Genomic DNA, 19,601 nt, shown 5'->3' on the forward strand with positions numbered 1-19,601 from the left:
TCCTTCCGGCTCAGGTGGCGGCGTAGCGGTTGGCGGGGCGGGCCAGGCCCAGCAGGCCGCGCAGGGTGGCGGCCTCGTAGGCGTGGCGGAAGGCGCCCCGGCGCTGGAGTTCGGGGACGAGTCCCTGGGTGATCACCGGAAGGTCATGGCCCGCGACGGCGGGCCGAAGCCGGAATCCGGAGAGTCCTGCCCCGCTCAAGTCCTGCAGCAGGTCGGCGAGTTGGGCGGGGGTGCCGGTGAAGATCAGGGCGTCACTCGTGTACGGCTGTCCCGCGAGCGCGTCCAGCCGTTCCCGGCGTGCCCTTGCGGCGGCCGGGTCGTCGTCGAGGAGGACCACGATGTCTCCGAAGATGTGCAGCGGCTCGGCGGCCCGGCCGGCCACGTCCTGCTCGGCGCGGATCCGGGCGACGATCGCGCGGGCCTCGTCGGCGTCGTGCGGGGTGACGTATCCGACGTCGGTGGCGCGGGCCACGATCCGGTAGGGGACGGTGGCGTGGGCGAGGGCGCTGACGATCGGCTGGCCCTGCGGCGGACGGGGTGTGATGGAGGGGCCCCTGACGCTGAAGCGCCGGCCCTCGAAGTCGATGTAGTGGAGTTTGTCGCGGTCGATGAAGCGCCCGGTGGCGGCGTCCCGGATCTCGGCGTCGTCCTCCCAGCTGTCCCAGAGGCGGCGCACCACCTCCACGTGGTCGGCGGCTTCGTCGAACAGGTCGGTCACGACCTCCTGCGCGGCCGGACTGTCGTAGGCCTCGATGCGCGGGACGGTGCGGCGGCCGAAGTGCGCGGCCTCGTTCGGGCGGGCGGTGATCTGCACGCGCAGACCGGCGCGCCCGGCGCTGACGTAGTCGAGGGTGGCGATCGCCTTGGAGATGTGGAACGGCTCCGTGTGGGTGGCGACGACCGTCGGCACCAGACCGATGCGGCTGGTCAGCGGGGCCACGCGGGAGGCGATGAGGACGGCGTCGAGGCGGCCGCGAACCTGGTCGGTGCGCTCGTCCGGGTCCAGGAAATGGGAGGACTGGAGACCGAGGCCGTCCTCGATGGTCACGAAGTCGAGCAGTCCGCGCTCGGCCTCGGTGACCAGGTCGGTCCAGTACCCGGCGGTGAGCAGGTCCCGGGGGCGGGCCACCGGCTCGCGCCAGGAGGCGGGATGCCAGCCGGTCCCGTCGAGGGCGACGGCGAGATGCAGGGAGGGAGAGGGTGTTGAGGACACGAGTCAGTGCCTTCCTGGAAGTCCGTGACAAGAACGCCGAAGGCCTCACGCAGGGGTGGGCTCGGCGGTGGAGAAACGGGTCAGGAGCAACAGAGCGCGCCGGCCACGCGCTGGAGGTCGATGTGGGGCCGGGAGTGGAGGTGGACGGCGTGGAATATGTGCGTCACGTCCGCCACCTCCGTCCTCCGGGTCGCGCGCTTTCGCGCCTCGCACATCTCGTCATGAGTCACAACGCGCCGACCTCGGCAGGTTGTTCCCGTCAGGAGTTGTCCAACGGCAGGCCGGGCGGGTTGACCTCCGACTTGGCCACGGCCTCGCCCGAGAGGTTCCAGGCGGCGAGCCACTTGGCGTACTGGCCGTTGTCGATCAGGTGGTTGATCGCGTCGGCGAGGGGCTGGGCGAGGCCGCTGTCCTTCTTGGCGGTCGCGGCGATCAGGCCCTGGAGGGTCGCCCCGGCGCCGGAGAACTGGCCGGCGATCCTCGTCGGGGTGGGCGTGCTCTTGGTCTGGGTGACGTGGTAGGAGAGGTTGGGGCTGGGGCCGAAGTAGGCGTCGATCTTGCCGCTGTTGAGGGCCAGGTAGGTGCTGTTGTTGTCCTGGAAGTACTTGACGGTCAGCTTCTTGCCCTCCTTCTCCAGCTTGCCCTTCCACTCCAGCAGGATGCGCTCCTGGTTGGTGCCGGCGCCGACGGAGACGGTCTTGCCGGCGAGGGCCTGGTAGTCGTCGTCGAAGCTGAACTTCGAGTCCTTGGGCGCCTCGAAGGCGAGGTCGTCCTTGCGGTAGGAGGCGAACTCGTACTTCTGCTTGCGCTCCTCGGTGTCGGTGATGTTCGAGAAGCCGACGTTCACCTTGCCGCTGTCGATGCCGACGAAGAGGTTCTCCCAGGTGAACCGCTTGACCTCGGGCTCAAGGCCGAGGACGGCCGCGACCAGCCGGGCGAGGTCGATCTCGGAGCCGGTGAGGGTCTTCTGGTCGCTGCCCACGAAACCCAGCGGCGGGGCGCCGGAGGGCAGAGTGCCGGAGCCGATGACCAGCTTGCCGCTCTTCTTGAGGGCGTCGGGCAGCTTCGCGCTGATGGACTTCATCTCGGACACCTTGAGGGTGGTCTCCTTGGCGGCGCCGTTGGAGAGCTGCCCGACGGTGACGGTGCCTGCGCTGTCGTTCGTTCTGGTGGCGGCGTCGCTGTCCCCACCGCAGGCGGTCAGCCCGGTGGCGAGGGTGGCGACGGCGGTCGCCGCGGTGATGCCGCGTATCAGGCTGCGTCGGGAGATGTGGGTGGGCATGGCCGTCCTTGGTGTTCGAGAGGGTGGTGAGGGTGGGGCGGGTGACGCGTGGGGGGTTCGTGGGGAGCGGTGGGCTCAGAGGACCTTGCTGAGGAAGTCCCTGGTCCGCTCGTGGCGCGGCTTGTCGAGCACCTCGGAGGGCGGGCCCTGCTCGACGATCCTGCCGCCGTCGATGAAGACGACCCGGTCGGCGATCTCGCGGGCGAAGCCGATCTCGTGGGTGACGATGACGAGGGTGGTGCCGCTGGTCGCCAAGTCCTTGATGACGGACAGGACTTCACCGACGAGCTCCGGGTCGAGCGCGGAGGTCGGCTCGTCGAAGAGGATGACGCCGGGGCGCAGGGCGAGGGCGCGGGCGATGGCCACCCGCTGCTGCTGTCCGCCCGACAACTGCCGTGGATAGGCGGTGGCCTTGTCGGCCAGGCCGACACGGCCGAGGAGGTCGCGGGCGAGTTCCAGGGCCTCGGGCTTGCTGAGTTTCCCGGTCGCCACCGGTGCGGCAGCGACGTTGTCGAGGACCGTGAGATGCGGGAAGAGGTTGAAGTTCTGGAAGACGAAGCCGATCCTGCTGCGCTGCGTCAGGATGGCCCGCTCGCTCAGCTCCTTCAACCTCTCACCGTGCCGACGTACGCCGATCAGCTCGCCGTTGAGGCTGACGTGGCCGATCTCCGGCTTCTCCAGGTGGTTGATGACCCTGAGCAGGGTGGACTTGCCGGAACCGGAGGGGCCGATGATCACGGTGACCTCGCCGGGGCGCACGGTCAGGTCGACCCCGTTCAGCACCCGGTGGGCGCCGTACCACTTGTGCACGTCGTGCACCTCCACGGTGGCGGGCGCGTTGTCGAGGGTGGTCTCGGCGGTCATACGGCGGCCTCCCTGCGGATGCGGGCCCTCAGGTCGGTGAACCCGGTCCGCAGCTTGTGCAACGGGGTCGGCGGCAGGGAGCGCGTGGCGCCCCGGGCGTAATACCGCTCGACATAGAACTGGACGACGGAGACGACGCTGGTGAGGACCAGGTACCAGACGGTGGCGACCATCAGCAGCGGCACGATGTCGCCGGGGTAGGTGGAGCCCATGGACTGCGCCGAGCCGAACAGGTCGAGCAGGGAGACGTAGAAGACCAGCGAGGTGCCCTTGATCAGGCCGATGAGCTGGTTGACGTAGTTCGGGACGATGGAGCGCAGCGCCTGCGGGAACACGATCCTGCGGAACTGGTAGCCCTTCGGCAGGCCGAGTGCGGCGGACGCCTCGTGCTGGCCCTGGTCCACGGAGAGGATGCCACCGCGGACGACCTCGGCGGCGTACGCGGACTCGTGCAGGCTGATGCCGACGACCGCGATGACCATGTCGGTGGCGAGCTTCGACTCGTCGAAGGAGATGAAGGCGGGACCGAAGGGGATGCCCACGCTCAGGGTCTTGTACAGGGCGCTGAAGTTGTAGAGGAACAGCAGCACCACGATCAGCGGGACGGAGCGGAACGCCCAGACGTAGACCCAGCTGACCGCGCGCAGCACCGGGCTCCTCGACAGCCGGGCCAGTGCCAGCAGGATGCCGCCGAGGAGCCCCAACACCGCACTGTAGGCGGTGACTTCGAGGGTGATGAGGAGCCCGTCGAGGATGGTGGGCCGCAGGAACCAGTAGCCGAAGCGGTCCCACTGGTAGAAGGGGTTGGTCACCAGACCGTGGACGAACTGGGCCGCCAGGACCAGGACCACCGCGGTGGCGATCCAGCGGCCGGGCCGCCGCAGCGGCAGCACGCGCTGGGCGGCGAGCTGTTTCGGCGGGGCGTCGGCGGGCGGCGGTGCCTCGGCGAGGGAGACGACGGCGCCAGGGGGTTCACTCATGGAGGGCTCCGGCAGGAGTCGGATGCCCCCGGAACGTGACGCACGGCGCGGCGACGACAGACGCACTACGGCTCGTCAGGACGCGGGAGGACGCACGGGCACCGGGGGGTGGGCGGACGACGGCACATCGCCGAGGCGATGCATGTCAGGGAGTGCGGGGCAGCGGACGGGGGAAGTCAGCCGCGGCTGCGGGCACAGCCCGGTGCGGTACACAGTGCGCTGTTGACGCGGAGCAGATCGACGGCCCGGTCGGCGACGAACAGGGTCGCGTACGCCAGGGCGCGGCTCTGGGGGCGGCGTACGGCCGTCCTGGGAGCTGCGTCCATGGCGTCACTCACTCTTCCGGCCCCGTGGGGCCTTCGCGCTTACCGAAGTCATCCGGTCCGGTCGTCACCTGGGGCACCCCACCGCGATGCGAGGGTTGCCGGTCAGCTAGCCAGGGCTTGTCGCTGACGCTCATGACCGTTCTGGGGCGTAAGTAAGACAGTTGCCCGAACGGATGTCAACGCCGGTCCACTGTGCGGACCGGCTCACGGCCGCTCGACCTGCGCTCGTGTCCCGGTTCCGGCTGCCGCGTGGGCCGCCCAGTCCAGGATCTGGACGGCCGCTCCGGCGTCCTCCAGGCCCCAGCAACGGGCGTGGTGGCGGCGGGAGATGGCGTCGAGGTCGAGGTGCGCGCCGAAGGCCGGGTGCGCGGCGAGCCGGCGGGCGTAGGCCCACAGGGTGGCGTGCGCGGCGACGCGCTGCACCGCTGCGGCGTCCAGGTGGTGCCGGTGCACGGTGTCGAGTTGGACGAGGGTGACCCACAACTCGACGTCGGCGGCCGTGATCTGATCGCGGATCAGGTACTCACGCCCGTCCAGCCACCGGTCCAGCGCGCCCAGCGCACGCAGCAGTGTCCCGAGCGCCTCGTCCCGCTCCGCCCGCTCGACGCCGGCCGCGCCCGCGGCCTGTGCGGCCTCCTCGATGTCCTGCGCACACATCCGCTCGACTGCTTCGATCTCCGACTCCGCGCCGCACGGGTACAGCTCCAGGCGACAGCCGCCGAAGCGCCGGGCGAGGTCGCGGGTGATGTCGGGGGCGTGCGTGCTCACGATGCGCCCGGACCAGTCGTCACTGAGGACCGGCGCGAGGGCCGGTCCGGCGTACCGGTGGACGCTGGCGTCGTACAGCGGACGCAGCGCTGCGTGCCCGCCGTCGGCGCAGTCGGGGATCGCGGGCAGGAAGGTCGCCGGACACACGTCGTCGAGGCCCAGCAGGCTGTGGGCGACGGCGATGCGCAGGCCGTCCGCACAGGCGGTCGTCAGGTGGAGGCGGTAGCGGCGCGGCACGGCGTAGTGGCCGCTGCGCTCGTCGCGGCCGATCCGGCCCCGGAAGGCCGGGGCAGGCTGCTGCGTGTTGGAGTGGGCGGCCAGCGGTGTGACGGACATGACTCTCCCCGGGGCAGGCTGAAGGACGTACGCGTGGCTGAAGCTCTTGCGGACGCGGGCTCGGCTCGGGGGTCAGATCGCGCTGCAGACGCGGAGCAGATCGATGTGACGGCGGGACGTGAGAAGGGGCGTACGGCTCACTCGGTCGGTGACCGACTCAGGACGCCCCATGCTTCCCTACCAATTCACTAGGAAACTTCATTGGAGTGTCGGCCCGTCCGCGGCCGACGTCAAGAGGGCGTCCGAGGATCGAGCAGTCACGTTCACGCCGCGCGTACCGAAAGGGCGTGGTGGAAGACGTTACGGGGGTCCCACTTCGCCTTGACGCGCTGCAGGCGGCGGTGGTTGTCGCCGAAGTACAGGGTCTGCCAGGGAGCGCCGGTGTTCCGGGCGGGGTCGGCGAGGTCGGTGTCCGGGTAGTTGATGAACGCGCCGTCGGCCGCCGCGGGGGCGCCGCCGGTGTCGGCGTACAGGTCCTCGTAGAGCTCGCGCAGCCAGCCGATGTGCCGGGCGTCGTCCCTGGCGTCCTCCCATCCGTTGACGTAGAACATCTTGATGATCGCGTCGCGGTGCGGGGTCGCGGTCGTGTCCGGCGCCACGGCGTTGACCTTGCCGCCGTGGGTGTACAGGCTCACGCTGCCCGCCGGGTGATCGTAGTCCGGCCGGGTGAGGTGGTGGTGCAGGGCGTCGATCTGCCGGTCGGTGAAACGGCGGCGCAGATAGCCGGACTTGACCTTCAGCCGGTAGAGGGGCCCGGGGTCACCCGGTGAGCCGGCCAGGGCGGCTGCCAACCAGGCCTGGTTCCGGACGGTGCGCACGGGCTGGACCGGCACGCCCCGGTTGATCGCGGCGAGGTGCTCGTCCAGCATCCGCTCGGCGCCGGAGTCCGCGGCGACCTGACCGATCATGAGGACCGTTCCCGACAGGCGGCGGGTGAGGGCGAGTTCGCTGTAGAGCGCGAGGTACGGCGAGTCCGGGGCGCTGTGCTTCTCGGCCCACTCCCCGTGGTTGCGGACCAGCCGGGCGAAGGACGTCCTGTCCAGCTTCTGCCAGTCCCAGGAGACGGAGAAGCTCAGCACGCTCGACGGCGGCGCGGGCAGCAGGCCGGACGGGTCGTCGCCGGCGGCGCCGGGGGTGCGGAACCAGTAGCGGGTGACGACGCCGAAGGTGCCGGGTCCGCCGCCGGTGTGGGCCCACCACAAGTCCCGGTGGGGATCGGAGAGTTCGCGTGTGGCCACCACACTGCGTGCCCTGCCCGCCCGGTCCACGACGACCACCTCGACCGCGTAGAGGTGATCGACGGACAGCCCCATCAGCCGCGACAGCGGACCGTAGCCGCCGCCCAGGACATGGCCGCCGACGCCCACGTCGGCGCACCAGCCGGCCGGAACCGTCACTCCCCAGCCCAGATACAGCCTCCGGTACACCTCACCCAGCAGGGCGCCGGCCTCGACGGCGAAGGCTCGGCGGCCGGGGTCGTAGGAGACGGCTGTCATGGCGGACATGTCGACGACGACCTCCACGGCCGGGTCGGCGACGAAGTTCTCGAACCCGTGGCCGCCGCTGCGGACCGTGATCCGGCGGCCGCTGTCGACCGCCTGCTGCACGGCCCGGACGACGTGCGCGGTCGTACCGACCACCCAGACGTGCTCCGGCTCGCCCACGAACCGTCGGTTGTACCCCCGGGACGCCAGGGACCGGTACCGCGGATCGCCTTGCCCGACCATGGCCGGTCCTGGCGGCGGCGGGCAGGACGCCTCGTCCGCAGCCGCGACCGCCTCCGCGACCGTCCCGGGCGCCACGACCCCCGCCGTCGTGGCGACCAGGCCACCGCGCAGCACGTTCCTCCTGCTCACTGCCCCCATGACCGCTCCTCCTGCTCCTTCGGAATGCCTGGCTTGCTCCTGCCACGAAGCTAGGCGGAGAAGGTGCCGAGGGCAGTCGTCCCAGCCCCCGGTTCACGGTGGTGCCAGCCCCCCGGCCGAGCGACGGCCGACGGCAAATTCACGTGCCTCGCGACGGCGGTCGGCAGTACGGTCCCGGTGTGATCGATGAAGACGGCTACTTCGGAGAGAACATCGCGGCCACCTACGACACGTCAGCGGCGGACATGTTCCGCGCCGACGTGGTGGGCCCCGCGGTCGACCTGCTGGCCGGACTCGCCGGCGACGGCCCGGCGCTCGAACTCGGCGTCGGCACCGGCCGGATCGCGCTGCCACTGGCCGGCCGCGGTGTCCCCGTGCACGGCATCGACCTGTCCCGCGCCATGGTGGACCGGCTGCGTGCGAAGCCCGGCGGTGACGCCGTCGAGGTGACGATCGGGGACTTCGCGACGACGCGGGTGCCGGGCGAGTTCGCGCTCGCCTACCTCGTGTTCAACACCATCGGCAATCTGACGACCCAGGACGCCCAGGTCGACTGCTTCCGCAACGCCGCCGCCCATCTGCGGCCCGGTGGCTGCTTCGTGATCGAGGTGGGCGTGCCCGATCTGCGCCGGCTGCCGCCCGGGCAGAGCGCCGTACCGTTCCACATCAGCGACACCCAGTGGGCGTTCGACACCTATGACGTCGCCACCCAGGCGATGAGCTCCAACTACGTCACCATCGTGGACGGCCGTGCCGAGCACTGGTCCATCCCGTTCCGGTACGTCTGGCCGGCCGAGCTGGACCTGATGGCCCGGCTCGCCGGTCTGCGGCTGCGCGACCGGTGGGAGAGCTGGACGCGCGAGCCCTTCACGGGCGAGAGCGGCAAGCACGTGTCGGTATGGGAGAAGCCGGCTGACTGATGCGGGCCCGCGCGACTGGAGCGCCTGGATCTGTGGATGAGGGGTAGAGAGGGTCGACGAGCTGGGCGACGCCGGTCAGGGGTTCGTCCACGCCTCGGGGTCGTCCGCGAGGCTCAGGACGTCGTCGGGCAGCTTGGCCGCGGCGACGTGGGCCAGAGTGACCTCGCCGAGGATCTTGCGGACGTTGGCGCGTACGGCGATCCACAGCGGCAGCAGGGACTCGGCGGGGCCGATGTAGGAGAGGTCGGGCGGGCGTACGCCGCGCACCGAGACCAGGGGGCCGTCGGCCACGCGGATCACGTCCGCGATGGGGATCGAGTCGGCCGGGCGGGCGAGCCGGTAGCCGCCTTTGCCGCCGCGCTGACTGACCACGAGTCCGCCGCGGCGCAGGTCCCCGAGGATGCCCTCCAGGAACTTGTGCGGGATGCCCTGGGCCTCGGCGATCGCTTCGGCCTTGAGTGAGGTGTCGTCACCGGCCGCGGCCAGCTCCAGCGCCGCCCGCACCGCATAGTCCGCTCTCGCCGAGATCCGCATGCTGAGATTATCCATCACTGCCGCGCCCGTCCCCACCGGCCGACCCGTCGGATCAGGCGGGAAGGCTGAACGGCGGGTGCGCGCCGTTGAGGAAGTAGTCCCCGACCTCGCGCAGTCTGTGGGCGATCGGCTCACGCAGGGTGTGCGTGCGGGTGTCGCGCCAGAAGCGGTCCAGGCCGTGCCGGGCGAAGGCGGCGGGCGCGCCGACGGCGTCCAGGGCCCGGGCGGTGATCTCCTGCGCGGCCCGGGAGGCGGCGGCCTCGGCCGCGCTCGCGAGGACGGCGATCTCCGCGCACTCCTCGTCGTCGAGGTCCTCGCCCCGCGCCAGGCCGCGGTTCAGGGCGTCCACCGCCTGGTCGGCGAGGGCCGAGGCGGCGCGTGCGCCGACGGCGAGCTCACCGAACGCGGTCAGCACGTAGGGGTCCTGCGGCGGGTGGCCCGGCCAGGGGTGCGGGGAGAACGGCTGCCAGGGGGACCGCACGGCCCGTCCGTGCTCGCGGACTTCACCGAGCAGCCCCTCGGCGACGCCGAGGCAGAAGTGGGCGGAGACCAGCCGTGCGGTCGGTGCGGCGAGGCCGGCGAAGGGTGACAGGGCGCCCTCGTCGGAGGAGAGGGAGCCGAGCACGTCGTCGGCCGCGACCGGCACGGCGTCGAACCCGACATCGCCGGCGGCCGCCAGCCGCTGGCCGAAGGTGTCGCCGCCGCTGCCGCTCACGAGGCCGGGGTGGGCGGGGTCGACCAGGACGGCGAGGGGCTCGCCGATGCCGGGCACGGCGGCGCGGACCACCAGCCGGTCGGCGACGCCGACTCCGGAGCCGTACCGCTGATGGCCGTCCAGCAGATAGCCGTTGGCCGTGGGGGTCAGCATGAGCGGCGGTTCCTGCGAGGCGATACCGCCGCCCCAGTACCACTCCCCCGCCGTGAAGGCCCGCTCGATCCGTGCGGCGCGGTCGGGGCCGGCGAAGAACCGGGCGCAGAAGGACAGGAAGTAGTGGCTGCCCAGCAGGTGTCCGATGGCCCCGTCGGCAGCGGCGATGGTCCGGACGACGGTGTAGGCGGTGCGCCAGTCCGCGCCGCCTCCGCCGCGTTCGGCCGGTACGAGCAGCGTGAGCAGGCCCGATTCGCGCAGCCGGGCGACCTCGTCGAGGGGTGGTTTGCCGGCCTGCTCGCGTTCGACCGCGTCCGTGGCGAGGTCGTCCGCCAGCTCACGGGCCGTGTGCAGCCAGTCGACACACCTCGTTCCTGTTTCGGTTGTCATGGCGGACTTCCTTCATGGCCGAAGAGAACGCGGTGCCTGGCTGCCCGGCCGACCGGGTCAGCGTCATCCTCACTCGCTCCACCGACCAGGGTCAACACTTCCCTAGTAATTCGATAGGAAATCTAGGGAATATGTGTCCCCCGTGGCCGATTACCGCTCAGCGAAGGGGATCTGGGCCTCGGGGCGAGGTGCCGTCGCGCTGCGGAACGGGTGGCTCCACAGCCCCTGCGCCTCCAGTCGCGGCAGCACGCCCTCGCCGAACGAGTACGCCTCCTCCAGGTGCGGATAGCCGGAGAGCACGAACTCGTCGATGCCCAGCCGGTGGTACTCGGCGATCCGCTCGGCGACCTCGTCGTGACTGCCGACGAGCGCGGTGCCCGCCCCGCCACGCACCAGCCCGATGCCGGCCCACAGGTTCGGGTAGATCTCCAGGCCGTCGCTGCTGCCGCCATGCAGGGCGAGCATGCGCCGCTGCCCCTCGGACTCGCTGCGGGCGAGGCCGGCCTGTACGGCCCGCACGGTCTCCGTGTCGAAGCCGGCCAGCAGCCGCCCGGCCTCCGCCCACGCCTGCTCGGCGGTGTCCCGGGTGATGACGTGCAGGCGGATGCCGAAGCGGACGCTGCGGCCCTCCTTCTCGGCCAGCGCCCGGACCCAGGCGATCTTCTCGGCGACGGCGGCCGGCGGCTCTCCCCAGGTGAGGTAGACGTCGACATGCCGGGCGGCGATCTCCCCGGCGATCGGTGAGGAGCCGCCGAAGTACACCTCCGGGACCGGGTCGGGCACCCGGGCCAGCCTCGCGTCCTCGACCTGGAGGTGCTCGCCGACCAGGTCGACGGTCTTGCCCTCCCACAACTCCCGCACGATCTGCAGGAATTCACCGGTACGTCGGTACCGGTCGTCCTTGTCGAGGAAGTCGCCGTAGGCGCGCTGCTCGTGGTTCTCGCCGCCCGTGACGACGTTCAGCAGGAGCCGTCCGCCGGACTGCCGCTGGAAGGTGGCCGCCATCTGCGCCGCGAGGGTCGGCGAGACGAAGCCGGGCCGGAAGGCGACCAGGAACTTCAGGCGCTCGGTGTGCTGGCTGACCATGGCGGTGGTCAGCCACGCGTCCTCGCACCAGGCGCCGGTGGGGGTGAGCGCGCCGACGAAGCCCAGGTCCTCCGCCGCGCGCGCGATCTGGCTGAGGTAGGCGACCGTCGGCGGCCGGTCCCGGCCGGATGCCGACGCGGGGGTGCCGTGCCCGCCGCCGACGACGTGGCGGCTGTCGCCGTTGGTGGGCAGGAACCAGTGGAAGGTGAGGGACACGCGGGGCTCCGATCGGGAAGGTGGGTGGGGGGGAACGGTCGTCAGAGCAGGCCGTGCCGGGGCGGCCTGGTGCCGTTCAGCACGTAGCGGCCGATGTGCTGGACCTTCCAGCGGGCCGGGTCGTGCAGGGTGTGGGTGCGGGCGTCGCGCCAGTGGCGGTGCAGGCCGAGCGAGTCGAGGGCGGAGCGGGTGCCGGCCACCTCGAAGAGGGCACTGCCGGCCTCCAGGGCCGCCTCCGCCGCCGTCACCTTGGCGGCTGCCACGGCGATCGAGGCCTCGGCTGCCGAGTCGTCGGTCAGGGCGGCGTGGGCGGCGTCCACGGAGCGTGCCGCGGTGACGAGCAGCGCGTCGGCGGCCCGCACTCGGATCGCCAGTTCGCCGAAGCGCTGGATCAGCAGCGGGTCGTCGGCTGCGGTGGCGTGGCCTTCGTCGACGCTCTCGAACCAGGGGCGGCTCTTCGTGCGGACGAACTCCACGGCCTCGGCCAGCGCTCCGGAGGCGATCCCCGCATCGATGGCGGCGTGCAGCAACTGGGCCACGGCGCCGTGGAGTTGGGGTCCGCGGAAGGTGAGGTGGTGCGGCACCACGCGGTCGGCGGGCACGGGCACCGACTCCAGGCGGACGGTGCCGCTGGCGGTGGTGCGCTGGCCCATGCCGTCCCAGTCGTCCACGACCGTGAGGCCGGGTGCGTTCCGCGGCACGTACGCCACGTGCAGGTTGTCGTCGTCGGCGCGGGCGAGGACGGGGATCCAGTCGGCGAACAGGGCGCCGGTCGAGTAGTGCTTGACGCCGTCGAGGACGTACGAACCGTCCGGGCGACGCCTGAGCCGGGTACGGATGTCCTGGACGTGGCTGGTGCCCGCCTCGGACTGGGCGTTGCCGAACCGCTTTCCCGCCAGTACCTCGCCGAAGAGGAACTCCTGCTGCTCCCGCGTCCCCTGCCGGCGCAGCACGCCCACGTACACGAAGTGGCTCTGCGGGATCTGGGCGAGGCTGGCGTCGGCCGAGGCCAGCAGCCGGAAGATCTCGGCGAGGGTCTCCGTACGGACGTCCGCGCCGCCGAACTCCGCGGGCACCGTCACACCCAGCAGCCCGGACGCGGACAGCCGCTCCAGTTCCGGGTGCGGAAGCCGGCGCCGCGCGTCCCGCTCGGCGGCGTCCTTACGGAAGTCCGCGGCCAGGTCGGCGGCGACGCCGAGGGCCTCGGCGTCGCCGGCGAGCACGGTCGCCGCGGTCATCCGGTGGCCGCCAGCACCGTCGGACGGCCGCCGAGGGCGAGCGAGAACTGGTCGGTGACCTGGGCCAGGGCCTCGGCGGCGCCGGGCGCGACGGTCAGGGTGCCGTCGTCGGCAACGGTGATTTCCTTGTCGAGCGTGAACCAGCCCGGCGTGATGTGGGCGGGGCCCATGGAGTTCAGGACCGGGCGCAGGGCGTAGTCGATGGCCAGGACGTGGGCGGTGGTGCCGCCGGTGGCCAGCGGCAGGACCGTCTTGCCCGCCAGCGCGTACTGCGGGAGCAGGTCGAGCAGCGACTTCAGCAGGCCGGAGTAGGCGGCCTTGTAGACCGGCGTGCCGATCACGATGCCGTCCGCCCGCTCGAAGAGGGCGGTCGCCTCGACGATGGCCGGGTGCCGGAACTGGGCGTGCAGCAGGGCCTCCGGCGGGAGCGCGCGAACGTCGAGCGGGATCACGTCGTGTCCCTGGGCGATCATCCGGTCGTCCAGGTGACGCAGCAGGCGCGCGGTGCGGGAGGTGGCGGAGGGGCTGCCGGAGACGGAGAGGATGGTGGCCATGGGAGGACCTTTCAGGAGTACCAGGTGGGCTGCGGCAGTTCGCCGGTGAGGACGTGGCGGCCGATCTCGCGGCGCTTGTAGGCGACGGGGTCGTGGAGGGTGTGGGTGCGGACGTTGCGCCAGAAGCGGTCCAGGCCCTCGGCGGAGGCGGTGGCGCGGGCGCCGGTCACCTCGAAGATGCGGTTGGTGACCTCCAGGGCCACATCGGTGGCACGGGCCTTCACGGCGGCCACCCGTACCTCGAACTCGCCGCGGGCCCGTTCGGTGACCGCGTCCGGGTCGTCGTGCAGCTTCTGGCCCTCGGCGGCCACGGCGTCGGCCAGCGCTTCGGCGGCCCACAGCTTGGCGGTGAGGTCGCCATAGGTGTCGATGACGTACGGCTCGTCGACGGCGTGCTCATGGCCACCGTGCAGCCAGGCGCGGGACTTGGTCCGGGTGTAGCCGGCGGCGGTCTCCAGGGCGCCTGCGGCGATGCCGAGGTAGAAGCTGACGAAGACGAGCTGGATGGTCGGCACGTTCAGGGTGTTGTAGACGCGCGGCCGGAACCTCTTGTCCACGTAGCCCGCGGCGGCCGACCAGGGGACGCGTACGGCGTCGAGGGTGACGCCGCCGCTCTCGGTGAGGCGCTGGCCGATGTTGTCCCAGTCGTCGTGGAAGGCCAGGCCCTCGCTGTCGGACGGGACGATGGCGAAGACGTGGTCGTCGGTGCCCTCCAGGACGCCTTCGAGTACGGTGACGTCGGAGACCTTGCTGCCGGTGGAGAAGGACTTGCGGCCGGTGAAGGTGAGGGTGTCGCCCTCGTCCTTCACCACCACGTCCTCGTCGCGCGGGTTGACCGCGCCTCCGAAGAACCACTGGTTGCGGGCGGCCTCGGCCTCCACGTGCTCCCACTGTTCGCGGGTGGCGACCAGCCGGGCGGCCCAGTTCCACAGGTAGTGGTAGCCGAGCAGTTGGCCGATGGAGCCGTCCGCCTTGGCGACCTCGCGGACGACGCGGTAGGCGGTGGGCCAGTCCTGGCCCGCGCCGCCGTGCTCGACGGGGCCGAGCAGGGTGACCAGGCCGGCGTCCTTCAGCAGCTGGACCTCGGCGTACGGGGTGGCGGCGGCCTTGTCTCGGGCGGCGGCGTCGGTGGCGAGGACTGCGGCGACCTCGGCGGCCCGGGCGAGCCAGCCCTCGGTGTCCTTCGGGGCGGGGGCGGTCTTCCAGTCGGCCGGTGCGGCGGTGCTCATGGGAACCCCTTTTCGTTTCGGGTGGGGGCGCGGATGTGGGTGGCGGTCAGACGTGGGCGGCGGCGACGGGCTCCGACTCGGCCTCCTGGGCCTCCAGTTCGCGGACAAGGGGCAACACCCGCTTGCCGAAGTACTCGACCTCTTCCAGGTAGTGCAGGAAGCCGAGGAGGAAGAGGTCGACGCCGAGCCGCTTGTAGGCGACGATCCGCTCGGCGATCTGCTCGGGCGTGCCGATCAGGCCCGTGCGGAAGCCGTCGTTGTACTGGACCAGGTCCTCGAAGCTGGAGTCCTGCCACATGCCCTTGCCGTCGGCGGTGGACGGACCGGCCTGCTGGACGGCGTCGCGGAAACCGTGGACGGCCTCGGTGTTGGCCTTGGCGACGATCTCGCGGAGCGTCTCGCGGGCCTCGGCCTCGGTGTCGCGGGCGATGAGGAAGCCGTTGAGCCCGAACCTCGGTGCGCTGCGGCCCGCTCGGGCGGCGGAGGCGCGGACGTCGTTGATCTGCTCGGTGACGCCGTCGAAGTCCTTGCCGTTGCTGAAGTACCAGTCGGAGACACGGCCGGCCATGGCGCGGGCGGCGGTGGAATTGCCGCCCTGGAAGATCTCCGGGTGCGGCCGCTCGGGGGTGTTGAGCGGCTTGGGCTTGAGGGTGAAGTCGCGTACCCGGTAGAAGTCCCCGGCGAGTTCGGCGTGGTCCTCGGTCCAGATGCTGCGCAGCGCGCTGATGAACTCCTCGGCGCGCCGGTAGCGCTCGTCGTGCTCCAGCCAGGGTTCGCCGAGGGCGGTGAACTCGCCCTTGAACCAGCCGCTGACGACGTTGACGGCGAAGCGGCCGTTCGACAGGTGGTCGGCGGTGGCACCGAGCTTGGCGAGGACGCCGGGGTGCCACAGACCGGGGTGTACGGCGGCGATGACCTTCAGGCGCTGGGTGGCGAGGAGCAGGGCGAGGCTGAAGCTGGTCGACTCGTGCTGGAACTCGGCGCCGTAGCTGGCCATGTAGCGGACCTGGCTGAGGGCGTAGTCGAAGCCGTTGTTCTCGGCGAGGACGGCGAGCTCGCGGTTGTAGTCGTAGCCCCAGTCGGTGCGCTGCTCGATGGTGCTGGTGACCAGGCCGCCGCTGACGTTCGGCACCCAGTAGGCGAAGCGCAGGGGGTCGGATCCGGGCGGTACGGGCATGGGGAACTCCTGGCATGACTGCGCACGCGAAAAGGGCGCGTGCGTGGCAGGGAAACGTGTTCAGTGATCGGGATTCAGGCGTGCGGAATCGCCGTCCCGGGGAAAGCCGAAATCACCACGGAAATCGGCCGGGAGTGAAATGTACGAAGAGAGCGGCGCGAGTGCGAGGGTTTCCCTCGGTGCGCTCAGACCCGACAGCGACAGCAGGAGCTGGAGACACGCGCGAGGTCGACATGGCGTCGCCGCGTGAGGTCCTGTCGCTTCATGCCATCGATCAAAGCAGCGGTTACTCCGGGAGGTCAAGAATGCCCGGTTGGGATTCCACATACTGAGAGTCGGTATTCACGAGGTTGTGACAGGGTTTCCCTTGAACGCGGCGCGCGGCCCGGGTCACGCTCCTGGCGTGCGTCTCGAACAGCTCGAATACATCGCCGCCGTCACGCGACTCGGTTCGCTGCGGCGCGCCGCCGAGGAACTCCATCTGTCCCAGCCGGCGCTCAGCGAGACCGTGCGCAATCTGGAGCGTGAGCTCGGCGTGGACCTGCTGGAGCGCAAGCGGTCCGGTGCGAAGGTCAGCGACGAGGGACGGGAGCTGCTGCCGCACATCATGAGCGTGCTGGACGCGGTGGACCGGCTGCGCGGCGCGGCCGGCGACCAGCACCGCATCAGCCGGATGGTCCGGCTCGGCACCGTCAACACGGCCACCGTCTCGCTGGTCATTCCGACGGTGCGGGAGTTCCGGGCCTCGCACCAGGCCACCCAGGTCGAACTGGTCGGCGCACGGCAGTCCGAGATCCAGCGCGGGCTGCTGGAGGGTGCGTTCGATCTGGGGCTGGTGAACTACCTCGGGGGCGACGACATGCCGCCGGGCTTCGAGACCACCGAACTGCTGCGCGGCCGGCCGGTGGTGTGCGTGCGTCCGGACAGTCCGCTGGCCGCCCTGGAGGCGGTGGACGCGGACAGCATGCTCGCCGAACCGCTGGTGGTGATGCGGTCCGGCTATGTCATGCACCGCTTCGTGCACCGGCTGCTCGGCGGTCGTACGCCGTCCTTCTCGTACTCCACCGACGGCGCCGAGATGGGCAAGCTGATGGTCGCCGAGGGACTGGGGGCGACCGTGCTGCCCGACTTCAGTGTCATCGGGGACCCTCCCCCAGCCTTCGGCCGGGGGGACCCCCATTCGCTGCGCTCGCGGCGGGGCGCGATCACCGTACGGCCGCTCGCCGGCGACGCGACCGACGTGCTTCTGGTTCTGCAGAGCCGTCCGGCCGGCCCGGTTCCCCGGGCCGTCCGCGATCTGCACGGGCTGTTCGTGCGCAACGCGCGGGCGCACGGCGCCCCTTCGTGAACCGGCCCTTCGTGAAGCGCCCCGCCGTGCAGCTGTCCGATCAGATCACGGTCACCGGATGCCGGACCACCGCGTCGAACAGATAGCCCTGAGTGTTGGGCACGGCGACGTCCGGCTGGCGGCGACCGGCCGTGTCGGTGGCACGGGCCAGGAGGTGGGTGGCACCGGTCGCGTCGGGCTTCCAGGTGACGGACCAGCGGGTCCAGGTGTCGGCTCGGGGCCGGTCGTGCAGCCGGGCCGTGCGCCAGCTCGCACCGCCGTCGGTGCTGACATCGACCCGCGCGACGGCGCCCGCGCCCGACCAGGAGCGACCGTGCAGCACCTGCCCCCGTCCCACCGGGAAGGTCGCGCCGCTCGCCAGCTCGAAGACGCTCTTGAGGGTCTGCCGGGTCACCGGCGCGCTGCCCTCCGCCGGGTGGGCGGAGCCGAACAGCCGGTAGAAGGTGGTGTTCCACGGCGAGAACAGCGGCTGTGCGGACACCTCGATGTCGCCGACCCACTTGATCGACGCGATCCCCACCCACGAGGGCACCAGCACCCGCACCGGATACCCGTGGTCGTACGGGAGCGGCTCGCCGTTCATCTCGTAGGCGAGCAGGACGTCGTCCAGCGCCTTGGCCAACGGCAGCGGCCGGCGCACCCGGCCGAGGCTCTCGCCACCGCTGACGTACTCGGCGTCCAGCCCGCGCGGCTGCAGATCCACGGCATACGGGGACAGCCCGGCCTTGCGCAGTACGTCGGCGAGGCGCACGCCGCGCCAACGCGCCACGCCGACCGCGCCCAGCGTCCACGAGGTTCCGGTGACCGCTTCCTGCTGCTGGGTGGTGTAGTAGGTGCGGCCGTTTCCGGCGCACTCGACGAACGCGGTCCGGGAGACGGCGGGCAGGGCGCGCAGATCGTCGTACCCGAACTCGACCGGGCGGCCCTCGGAGGGCTTGCCGCGCAGCCCGTCACCCCAGAGTCTCAGCCGCCAGTCGGCGGCATCCAGCACGGGTGTCGCCGTGTGGTTGCGTACGAAGAACAGTTCGTTGGGGGTGTGATGGCCCGTTCCGCGCAGCGCCTCCCAGCGGGTCTCCGCGTTGGTGCCGCGCTGGATGAACCACTCGGGCGGCAGCGGTTTGACGATCGGGGTGTCGGCCGCGTGCGCCGGACGCGGCGCGGGCAGCGCGGTCGCGGCCGCTGTGGCGGCGAGCAGAGTGAGCAGCCGGCGGCGGCTGACCCCGTCCGCCCGGGCATCGCCGGCGAGCCACTGGCGCAGTCTGCGGCGGTCGTAGGCGGTCTCGTCGACGCGGGACGCGGGACGGGGTGATGAGGGTGCAGGGGATGCGGGCATGACGGGTCCTCGTCATCGATGGTCAGGCCGGAGGGTGAGACCGGGCGTGAGGGCGTAGCGGCGCGGCGCGGGTCGGGCTGCCAGCCAACGACACCAGCGGGTACGACTGTGGGAGGCGTGGCCGGGAGAGGGTGTGTCACCCGGGGAACCGACACAGCGCGGCGGCCACGCGTACGAGGTCCACGGCACGGCGGCGCGTCAGAGACTCCAGCGGCGGCATGGCGCGATGCAAACACGCCCAGTGTTGCGGTGTCAACGGAGCGTATTCGGCGCGGAGTTGAGGTACGCGCGCCTTCAGAGGACCTTGGCGAGGAAGGTGCGGGTGCGCTCCTGACGCGGGTTGTCCAGGACCTCCGCGGGCGGTCCCTGCTCCACGACGACTCCGCCGTCCATGAACAGCACGGTGTCGGCGACCTCGCGGGCGAAGCCGATCTCGTGGGTCACGACGATCATGGTGGTGCCGCTGCCCGCCAGGTCCTTGATGACGTCGAGGACTTCGCCGACCAGCTCCGGGTCCAGGGCGGAGGTGGGCTCGTCGAAGAGCAGCACCTTCGGTTCCAGGGCGAGCGCACGGGCGATGGCCACGCGCTGCTGCTGGCCGCCGGAGAGCCGGCGTGGGTAGGTGTCGGCCCTGTCCGCGAGTCCGACCCGGTCGAGGAGCCGGAGGGCGGTCGCTTCCGCCTCCTTGCGCGGGCGGCGCAGTGCGGAGACAGGAGCCTCGACGATGTTCTCCAGGACGGTCAGATGCGGGAAGAGGTTGAAGTTCTGGAAGACGAACCCGATGTTGGTGCGCTGCTTCAGGACCTCCTTCTCCTTCAGCTCATGCAGCTTGTTCCCGGAGCGGCGGTAGCCGATGAGCTCCCCGTCGATGCTGACCCAGCCACGGTTGACCTTCTCCAGGTGGTTGATGGCGCGCAGCAGCGTGGACTTCCCGGAGCCGGACGGGCCGAGGATCACGGTGACCTGGCCGGCGCGGACCTGCAGGTCGACGCCGCGCAGCACCTCCAGCGGGCCGAAGCTCTTGTGGACGCCGTGGACGTCGACCATGACGTCGCTCATGTCTTCTCCATAGGT

General features: G+C 71.3%; 21 protein-coding genes and 1 riboswitch. Of the genes, 2 read left to right on the forward strand and 19 right to left on the reverse strand.

Annotated elements, in window-relative coordinates; all coding sequences use genetic code 11:
* Positions 1-10: 10 nt before the first annotated feature.
* The 9 genes from OG331_RS10130 to OG331_RS10170 form a co-directional block, all read right to left on the reverse strand.
* On the reverse strand, positions 11-1,213 hold the full coding sequence (locus OG331_RS10130) for an LLM class flavin-dependent oxidoreductase (protein WP_406194149.1): 1,203 nt from the start codon (positions 1,211-1,213) through the stop codon (positions 11-13).
* A gap of 80 nt (positions 1,214-1,293) precedes the next feature.
* On the reverse strand, positions 1,294-1,428 hold the full coding sequence (locus tag OG331_RS10135) for a putative leader peptide (RefSeq protein ID WP_406209890.1): 135 nt from the start codon (positions 1,426-1,428) through the stop codon (positions 1,294-1,296).
* A 44-nt stretch (positions 1,429-1,472) separates the two neighbouring features.
* A complete protein-coding gene (locus OG331_RS10140; RefSeq protein WP_406194152.1) occupies positions 1,473-2,495 on the reverse strand; it encodes a transporter substrate-binding domain-containing protein in 1,023 nt (340 codons plus the stop codon).
* A 75-nt stretch (positions 2,496-2,570) separates the two neighbouring features.
* Positions 2,571-3,359, reverse strand: coding sequence for an amino acid ABC transporter ATP-binding protein (locus OG331_RS10145; protein WP_406194154.1), 789 nt, complete (start codon positions 3,357-3,359; stop codon positions 2,571-2,573).
* Positions 3,356-4,339, reverse strand: a complete 984-nt coding sequence (locus OG331_RS10150) for an amino acid ABC transporter permease (RefSeq protein ID WP_406194157.1) — start codon at positions 4,337-4,339, stop codon at positions 3,356-3,358. The genes OG331_RS10145 and OG331_RS10150 overlap by 4 nt, the downstream gene beginning before the upstream one ends.
* A gap of 176 nt (positions 4,340-4,515) precedes the next feature.
* Positions 4,516-4,665, reverse strand: coding sequence for a hypothetical protein (locus OG331_RS10155; protein ID WP_187284659.1), 150 nt, complete (start codon positions 4,663-4,665; stop codon positions 4,516-4,518).
* Between the two features lie 30 nt (positions 4,666-4,695).
* Positions 4,696-4,803: riboswitch (SAM riboswitch) on the reverse strand.
* A 66-nt stretch (positions 4,804-4,869) separates the two neighbouring features.
* The gene (locus OG331_RS10160) at positions 4,870-5,769 is read right to left on the reverse strand and encodes a glutathione S-transferase C-terminal domain-containing protein (protein ID WP_406194160.1); all 900 of its coding nucleotides are present in this window, start codon (positions 5,767-5,769) and stop codon (positions 4,870-4,872) included.
* 72 nt (positions 5,770-5,841) lie between these two features.
* Positions 5,842-5,940: a putative leader peptide gene (locus tag OG331_RS10165; protein ID WP_406194162.1), complete on the reverse strand. Its 99-nt coding sequence runs from the start codon at positions 5,938-5,940 to the stop codon at positions 5,842-5,844.
* Positions 5,941-6,032: 92 nt separating this feature from the next.
* Positions 6,033-7,634 carry an FAD-binding oxidoreductase gene (locus OG331_RS10170; protein WP_406194165.1) on the reverse strand — a complete coding sequence of 534 codons (1,602 nt, stop codon included), beginning with the start codon at positions 7,632-7,634 and terminating at the stop codon, positions 6,033-6,035.
* A 179-nt stretch (positions 7,635-7,813) separates the two neighbouring features.
* Between OG331_RS10170 and OG331_RS10175 the strand changes: the two genes are divergently transcribed.
* Positions 7,814-8,554, forward strand: coding sequence for a class I SAM-dependent DNA methyltransferase (locus OG331_RS10175; RefSeq protein WP_406194167.1), 741 nt, complete (start codon positions 7,814-7,816; stop codon positions 8,552-8,554).
* A 75-nt stretch (positions 8,555-8,629) separates the two neighbouring features.
* On the opposite strand, the gene OG331_RS10180 is transcribed toward OG331_RS10175, so the two are convergent.
* From OG331_RS10180 to OG331_RS10215, 8 genes are all read right to left on the reverse strand, one after another.
* The gene (locus OG331_RS10180) at positions 8,630-9,088 is read right to left on the reverse strand and encodes an Rrf2 family transcriptional regulator (protein ID WP_062713929.1); all 459 of its coding nucleotides are present in this window, start codon (positions 9,086-9,088) and stop codon (positions 8,630-8,632) included.
* Positions 9,089-9,140: 52 nt separating this feature from the next.
* Positions 9,141-10,346: an acyl-CoA dehydrogenase family protein gene (locus OG331_RS10185; protein ID WP_406194171.1), complete on the reverse strand. Its 1,206-nt coding sequence runs from the start codon at positions 10,344-10,346 to the stop codon at positions 9,141-9,143.
* Positions 10,347-10,496: 150 nt separating this feature from the next.
* Entirely contained in the window at positions 10,497-11,648 is a 1,152-nt protein-coding gene (locus tag OG331_RS10190; RefSeq protein ID WP_406194173.1) for an LLM class flavin-dependent oxidoreductase, read from the reverse strand.
* A gap of 41 nt (positions 11,649-11,689) precedes the next feature.
* Positions 11,690-12,886 carry an SfnB family sulfur acquisition oxidoreductase gene (locus OG331_RS10195; protein WP_406194176.1) on the reverse strand — a complete coding sequence of 399 codons (1,197 nt, stop codon included), beginning with the start codon at positions 12,884-12,886 and terminating at the stop codon, positions 11,690-11,692.
* Positions 12,883-13,440, reverse strand: a complete 558-nt coding sequence (ssuE, locus tag OG331_RS10200) for an NADPH-dependent FMN reductase (protein ID WP_406194179.1) — start codon at positions 13,438-13,440, stop codon at positions 12,883-12,885. Before ssuE ends, OG331_RS10195 begins: the two co-directional genes overlap by 4 nt.
* Before the next feature lie 11 nt (positions 13,441-13,451).
* A complete protein-coding gene (locus tag OG331_RS10205) occupies positions 13,452-14,669 on the reverse strand; it encodes an acyl-CoA dehydrogenase family protein (RefSeq protein WP_406194181.1) in 1,218 nt (405 codons plus the stop codon).
* Between the two features lie 46 nt (positions 14,670-14,715).
* Positions 14,716-15,846, reverse strand: coding sequence for a dimethylsulfone monooxygenase SfnG (gene sfnG, locus OG331_RS10210; RefSeq protein ID WP_406194184.1), 1,131 nt, complete (start codon positions 15,844-15,846; stop codon positions 14,716-14,718).
* A 185-nt stretch (positions 15,847-16,031) separates the two neighbouring features.
* Complete coding sequence (locus tag OG331_RS10215; protein ID WP_351078001.1) at positions 16,032-16,112, reverse strand: putative leader peptide; 81 nt, start codon at positions 16,110-16,112, stop codon at positions 16,032-16,034.
* A 137-nt stretch (positions 16,113-16,249) separates the two neighbouring features.
* Here OG331_RS10215 and OG331_RS10220 point away from each other — a divergent pair, with 137 nt between their 5' ends.
* On the forward strand, positions 16,250-17,194 hold the full coding sequence (locus OG331_RS10220) for a LysR family transcriptional regulator (protein ID WP_406194187.1): 945 nt from the start codon (positions 16,250-16,252) through the stop codon (positions 17,192-17,194).
* 40 nt (positions 17,195-17,234) lie between these two features.
* Here the strand turns inward: OG331_RS10220 and OG331_RS10225 are convergent, their stop codons facing one another.
* Both OG331_RS10225 and OG331_RS10230 read right to left on the reverse strand, forming a co-directional pair.
* Positions 17,235-18,527, reverse strand: a complete 1,293-nt coding sequence (locus OG331_RS10225) for a sulfite oxidase (RefSeq protein WP_406194189.1) — start codon at positions 18,525-18,527, stop codon at positions 17,235-17,237.
* 294 nt (positions 18,528-18,821) lie between these two features.
* Positions 18,822-19,586 carry an amino acid ABC transporter ATP-binding protein gene (locus OG331_RS10230; protein ID WP_406194192.1) on the reverse strand — a complete coding sequence of 255 codons (765 nt, stop codon included), beginning with the start codon at positions 19,584-19,586 and terminating at the stop codon, positions 18,822-18,824.
* Positions 19,587-19,601: the final 15 nt, after the last annotated feature.

This window comes from Streptomyces sp. NBC_01017, assembly GCF_045162795.1.
Classification (GTDB): domain Bacteria; phylum Actinomycetota; class Actinomycetes; order Streptomycetales; family Streptomycetaceae; genus Streptomyces; species Streptomyces machairae.